General features: G+C 66.1%; 7 protein-coding genes and 1 pseudogene. 6 read left to right on the top strand and 2 right to left on the bottom strand.

Features of this window, described 5'->3' with window-relative positions; all coding sequences use genetic code 11:
- Positions 1–130: pseudogene (locus EN749_RS39100) on the bottom strand (uroporphyrinogen-III synthase); the annotation flags it as partial.
- A 1-nt stretch (position 131) separates the two neighbouring features.
- On the bottom strand, positions 132–1058 hold the full coding sequence (gene hemC, locus EN749_RS29965; protein WP_127397168.1) for a hydroxymethylbilane synthase: 927 nt from the start codon (positions 1056–1058) through the stop codon (positions 132–134).
- Between the two features lie 101 nt (positions 1059–1159).
- Here hemC and tsaD point away from each other — a divergent pair, with 101 nt between their 5' ends.
- Genes tsaD through EN749_RS29995 form a run of 6 tightly spaced genes read left to right on the top strand, consistent with a single transcriptional unit; the run spans position 1160 to position 5176 of the window.
- Positions 1160–2245: a tRNA (adenosine(37)-N6)-threonylcarbamoyltransferase complex transferase subunit TsaD gene (tsaD, locus tag EN749_RS29970; RefSeq protein ID WP_189367793.1), complete on the top strand. Its 1086-nt coding sequence runs from the start codon at positions 1160–1162 to the stop codon at positions 2243–2245.
- Positions 2242–3264: an NAD(P)H-dependent glycerol-3-phosphate dehydrogenase gene (locus EN749_RS29975; RefSeq protein WP_128364513.1), complete on the top strand. Its 1023-nt coding sequence runs from the start codon at positions 2242–2244 to the stop codon at positions 3262–3264. The genes tsaD and EN749_RS29975 overlap by 4 nt, the downstream gene beginning before the upstream one ends.
- 32 nt (positions 3265–3296) lie before the next feature.
- Complete coding sequence (locus EN749_RS29980; protein WP_127808728.1) at positions 3297–3593, top strand: YciI-like protein; 297 nt, start codon at positions 3297–3299, stop codon at positions 3591–3593.
- 37 nt (positions 3594–3630) lie between these two features.
- Complete coding sequence (locus EN749_RS29985; RefSeq protein ID WP_023811233.1) at positions 3631–4056, top strand: EVE domain-containing protein; 426 nt, start codon at positions 3631–3633, stop codon at positions 4054–4056.
- Positions 4011–4709: a methyltransferase gene (locus EN749_RS29990; protein WP_189367791.1), complete on the top strand. Its 699-nt coding sequence runs from the start codon at positions 4011–4013 to the stop codon at positions 4707–4709. Before EN749_RS29985 ends, EN749_RS29990 begins: the two co-directional genes overlap by 46 nt.
- A gap of 50 nt (positions 4710–4759) precedes the next feature.
- Positions 4760–5176 (top strand): DUF1761 domain-containing protein, encoded by a 417-nt coding sequence (locus EN749_RS29995; protein WP_128364514.1) that lies wholly within the window; start codon positions 4760–4762, stop codon positions 5174–5176.
- The last annotated feature ends 157 nt before the right edge of the window (positions 5177–5333 follow it).

The raw sequence follows: 5333 nt of genomic DNA on the forward strand, positions 1-5333 counted from the left end.
GTCCGGCGGCGGCAGGCAACGCCTTTGTTTCGGTCAGGGGTAAAAGAACCGGCTGAAAACCTGCCTCCTCAAGCCGATGCGCCGTGCGCGAGGCACCCGGTTCCGGCCTGGTCACCAGGACGCGAAGCATTTCAGAGCCAGCCGTCGAAGAACTTTTCGCCGGCCTTGGCGCGCACACTCCGGGCCGCTTCACCGCCGATGCGGGCGGCGTCTTGCGCCGGCCCCTGCAGCTCGACCGTGTGCGACTGCGTGCCGTCGGGCGAGATGATCAGCCCGGCGAATGACAGTTTTCCGGCCTCGATCGCCGCATAGCCGGCGATCGGCGTGCGGCAGGAGCCATCCAGCGCCGCCAGGAAGGCGCGCTCGCAGGCCAGTGCCTGGCCGGTCGGCACATCATGGACGGCTGCCAGCATCTTTTCGACATCGCGGTCGCCGATACGGGTTTCGATGCCGATCGCACCTTGCCCCGGCGCCGGCGGGAAGACATCGAGCGGTATCAGATCGGTGACGACATGCTCGAGCCCAAGCCGCTTCAGCCCGGCATAGGCCAGGATCGTGCCCGCGGCGACGCCTTCTTCGAGCTTGCGCAGCCGCGTCTGCACATTGCCGCGGAACATCACCACGTCGAGATCCGGCCGCATCCGGCGGATCAGCGCTTGCCGCCGCAGCGACGACGACCCGACTTTCGCCCCGCGCGGCAGTTCGGCGATCGTCTTCGCCGCCTTGCCGACAAAGGCGTCGCGTGCATCCTCGCGCGGCAGGAAGGCCGAGAGTTCGAGACCGTCGGGCAGTTGCGTCGGCATGTCCTTCGACGAATGCACGGCGATGTCGATCCGGCCCGCCAGCAGCGCCTCCTCGATCTCCTTGGTGAACAGGCCCTTGCCGCCGGCTTCCGACAGCGGCCGGTCCTGGATGCGGTCGCCGCTGGTCGAGATGACGACCACCTCGAACGCCTCCGCCGGCATGCCATGCGCGGCCATCAGCCGCGCCTGCGCTTCATGCGCCTGTGCCAGCGCCAGCGGGCTGCCGCGTGTTCCGATTCTCAAGATTGTTTGCATGGCGCGCAGTCCGTGATAACCCCCCGGCAAGCGAGGCTTTTCCGGGGTTCTCCTAACGGGGAAAGCCCCATGATACAATCTTTAGGGACAGCGACGAATTGATCCGCGTGCTGGGCATAGAGACGAGTTGTGACGAGACCGCCGCCAGCGTGGTGGCCATCGACAGCGACGCCGCGCCAAAAATCCTGTCCAACATCGTGCTCAGCCAGATCGAGGAGCATGCCGCTTTCGGCGGCGTCGTGCCGGAAATCGCCGCGCGCGCCCATGTCGAGGCGCTGGACGGCATCATCGAAGCGGCGCTTGCCGATTCGGGCACGGCACTCGCCGATATCGACGCGATTGCCGCCACCGCCGGTCCCGGCCTGGTCGGCGGGCTGATCGTCGGGCTGATGACGGCCAAGGCGATTGCCGCTGCGGCGAACAAGCCGCTGATCGCCATCAACCACCTCGAAGGCCATGCCCTGACCGCAAGGCTGACCGACGGGCTCGACTTTCCCTATCTCTTGCTGCTGGTCTCCGGCGGCCATACGCAAATCGTCGCCGTGCGCGGCGTCGGCGATTACCAGCGCTGGGCAACGACCATCGACGACGCGCTCGGCGAAGCCTTCGACAAGACGGCCAAGATGCTTGGCCTGCCCTATCCCGGCGGGCCGAATGTCGAGAAAGCGGCACAGGCCGGCAGTGCCTCGCGCTTTGCCTTTCCGCGCCCGATGAAGGGCTCGGCGCAGCCCGACTTCTCCTTCTCCGGCCTCAAGACCGCCGTGCGCCAGGCGGCGAGCGCCATTGCGCCGCTGAGCGACCAGGACGTCGCCGACATCTGCGCTTCGTTCCAGGCAGCGGTGGCCGATGCGCTGGCCGACCGCGTCTCCCGCGCGCTGACGCGCTTTCGCGAGACATTTCCCGGCACGAAAAACCCGGCCCTCGTCGTTGCCGGTGGTGTCGCCGCCAACCGCACGATCAAGATCATGCTGGAGCGGCTCTGTGCCGAGACCGGCTTCACCTTCATTGCACCACCGCTGAAGCTCTGCACCGACAATGCGGCGATGATCGCCTGGGCCGGTGTCGAGCGGCTGCGCGCCGGCATGGAGCATGAGAACGGCTTCGATTTCGTGCCGCGCTCGCGCTGGCCGCTGGATAGCATCTCGGCGCCAATGGTCGGCTCCGGCCGGCGCGGAGCCAAGGCATGAACGAGCGGGCAATGAGCGGCAACGACACCGCGCCGACCGGCTGGCGCGTTGCCGTGCTCGGCGGCGGGGCCTGGGGCACTGCCTTGGCCTTGGCCATGCTGCGCGCCGGGCATTTCGTTCGCCTTTACGCGCGCGACCCGGAGACCGTCGCCGCGATCGACCGTGGCGAAAATCCACGCTACCTGCCGGGCATTACGCTCCAGCCCGGCATCGTGGCGACGAGCAACATTCAGGCCGCGCTCGACGGTGCCGACTGCGTGCTGGCGGTGACGCCGGCCCAGTCGCTGCGGACTACACTGGCGGCAGCGAAGGACCATATGCCGGCCGGTGTCCCGCTGGTTCTGTGTGCCAAGGGCATCGAAAGCGAGACCGGCGCCTTGCTGTCGGCGATCGTCGAAGAAATCCTGCCGCTAAATCCCGTTGCCGCTCTGTCGGGTCCGAGCTTCGCCACCGACGTCGCCCGCGGCCTGCCGACGGCCGTTGTGGTCGCTGCCCGCGACGAGGCATTGGCCGCCGATCTCGCCGCCCGCTTTTCCGCCGAAAACCTGCGCTGCTATTCGAACGACGACCTGATCGGCGTCGAGATCGGCGGCGCCTTGAAGAACGTCTTCGCCATTGCGGCGGGTGCCGTCACTGGCGCGGGTCTCGGTGCCAGCGCCCAGGCCGCCATGGTGACGCGCGGCTTTGTCGAGCTGCGCCGCATCGGCGCTGCCTTCGGCGCCAGGCCCGAAACGCTGATGGGGCTTTCCGGCCTTGGCGACCTGCTGCTGACCTGCTCGTCCACCCAGTCGCGCAATTTCGCCTATGGCCTGGCGCTCGGCCAAGGCAAGCCGCTTGCCGGATTGCCGCTGGCAGAAGGCGTGCCGACGGCGGCGATCGCTGCCCGCATCGCCACCGAGCGCAACATCGACGCGCCGATCATTGCCGCCGTCGCCGCCATACTGGAGGGTGCCATCACCGTCCGGCAGGCTGTGACGGCCTTGATGACCCGGCCGCTGAAGACCGAAACCAACGATTGATCCCCACGACTTTGAACGATCAGGAGAAAAAGATGCTGTTTGCTGTGATTTGCAAGGACAAGCCCGGAAGCCTGCAGGTGCGCCTCGACACGCGGCCCGAGCATATCGCCTTTCTCGAAGGGTTGAACGGCGACAAGAAGCTGGCCTTCGCCGGTCCGTTTCTTGACACCGAAGGCAAGCCCAATGGCAGCCTCGTGGTCGTCGAAGCGTCCGACCTGGCTGGCGCCCAGGCTCTTTCGGCGGCCGACCCCTACGCCAAGGCCGGGCTGTTCGAAAGCGTCGAAATCCGCCCGTGGAACTGGACGTTCAACAAGCCGGCGGCTAGTTAATCCCGGTCGCCCGCGCGACGCCTAGGAGGAGAAAGACATGAACTACTGGCTGTTCAAATCCGAGCCATTCAAGTTCTCCTTCGAGATGCTGAAGGCCAAGGGCAAGGCCGGCACGCAATGGGACGGCGTGCGCAACTACGCCGCGCGCAACAACATGAAGGCGATGCAGATCGGCGATCTCGGCTTCTTCTACCATTCCAACGAGGGGCTGAACGTCGTCGGTATCGCTGAAGTCTGCGCGCTTGCCCATCCCGACACCACGTCGGACGATCCGCGCTGGGAATGCGTCGACATCCGCGCCGTAAGGGATGTGCCGAACCCGCCGACGCTGGAACAGGTCAAGGCCAATCCGAAGCTTGCCGACATGGCGCTGGTGCGGCTCGGCCGGCTTTCCGTGCAGCCGGTGACGCCGGCCGAATGGAAGGAAGTCTGCCGCATGGGCGGCTTGACGCCGGCTCCGTGACGGCGCTGACGCCCAACAGCGCGAGGCAATTCATTCTCGACAACACGGCGCTGATGGCGCCGCCGCACGTCCCGGAGATCCTGCTTCATCTTGCCGACGAAGCGCATGATTTGTGGCAGCGGACCGAGGATGAGCTGGTCGAGATCGGCCTGCCGCCGCCTTTCTGGGCCTTTGCCTGGGCCGGCGGCCAGGGCCTTGCCCGCTATATCCTGGACAATCCCGGCACGGTGCGGGGCAAGCGCGTGCTCGACTTCGCTTCCGGCTCCGGTCTTGTCGCCATCGCCGCCGCCAAGGCAGGTGCCGCCAAGGTGACCGCAGCCGACATCGATCCGTTCTGTGCCACCGCGATCCGGCTCAACAGCGAGATCAACGGTGTCGGGACCGAATTCCTCGGCACGGATTGCATCAGCACCGATGCAGGTTGGGACGTGGTCCTGGCCGGTGATGTTTTCTACGACAAATCTTTCGCGGACCGGCTGATGCCATGGTTCGCAACGCTGAAGGCGCGCGGCGCCGAAATCCTCGTCGGCGATCCCGGACGGTCGTATCTGCCGAAGGCAGGGCTGGAGCCGCTTTCTGTGTATGAAGTGGCCGTCACGCGGGCGCTGGAGGATGCGCTGGTCAAGCGCACGACGGTCTGGCGGTTCGCTTGACGCGATCGCCGAACAGGCGTTCCATCACATACAGATCAGAGGGGGAGCTCATGGATTTTTCAGCAGTGAACTGGCTGGCGGTGGTCGCCGCCGCGATCGTCGCATGGCTGTTCGGCGCCGCTTGGTACATGGGCCTGAGCAAGGCGTGGCTGAAGGCCGCCAAGCTCGATCCGGCGACGATGAAGAAATCGCCGCTGCCCTTCGTCATCAGCTTCATCGCCGAACTGGTCATGGCCACCATATTGGCCCTGGTCGTCGGCGCGATGACCGGCGGCGAGCCGACATGGATCGCCGGACTAGTCTTCGGCTCCGTGCTCTGGCTGGGTTTCGTCGCCACGACGCTCTCGGTCAACCATCGCTACGAGAATTTCGGCTGGGACCTGACCCTCATCGACGGCGGCCACTGGCTCGGCGTGCTGCTGATCATCGGCGCCGTGATCGGCTGGTTCGGCGCGGCGGCAAGCTGAATCAAAGGCAGTAGGGCAGTAAGGCAGTAGGGGAATAGGGGGCAGACGGCACCGACGCCTATCCCTACTGCCCTACTGCCCTACTGCCCTACTGCCCTACTGCCCTACTGCCCTACTGCCCTACTGCCCTACTGCCTACTGCCCTACTGCCCTACTG

This window comes from Mesorhizobium sp. M7A.F.Ca.ET.027.02.1.1 (genome assembly GCF_004022985.1).
In the GTDB taxonomy this organism is placed as follows: domain Bacteria; phylum Pseudomonadota; class Alphaproteobacteria; order Rhizobiales; family Rhizobiaceae; genus Mesorhizobium.

Bases quoted from the DNA above. Each gene is read 5' to 3' on its own strand.
- hemC (WP_127397168.1), bottom strand. From the start codon at position 1,058: ATGCAAACAATCTTGAGAATCGGAACACGCGGCAGCCCGCTGGCGCTG.
- EN749_RS29975 (WP_128364513.1), top strand. From the start codon at position 2,242: ATGAACGAGCGGGCAATGAGCGGCAACGACACCGCGCCGACCGGCTGG.
- EN749_RS29980 (WP_127808728.1), top strand. From the start codon at position 3,297: ATGCTGTTTGCTGTGATTTGCAAGGACAAGCCCGGAAGCCTGCAGGTG.
- EN749_RS29985 (WP_023811233.1), top strand. From the start codon at position 3,631: ATGAACTACTGGCTGTTCAAATCCGAGCCATTCAAGTTCTCCTTCGAG.
- EN749_RS29990 (WP_189367791.1), top strand. From the start codon at position 4,011: ATGGAAGGAAGTCTGCCGCATGGGCGGCTTGACGCCGGCTCCGTGACG.
- EN749_RS29995 (WP_128364514.1), top strand. From the start codon at position 4,760: ATGGATTTTTCAGCAGTGAACTGGCTGGCGGTGGTCGCCGCCGCGATC.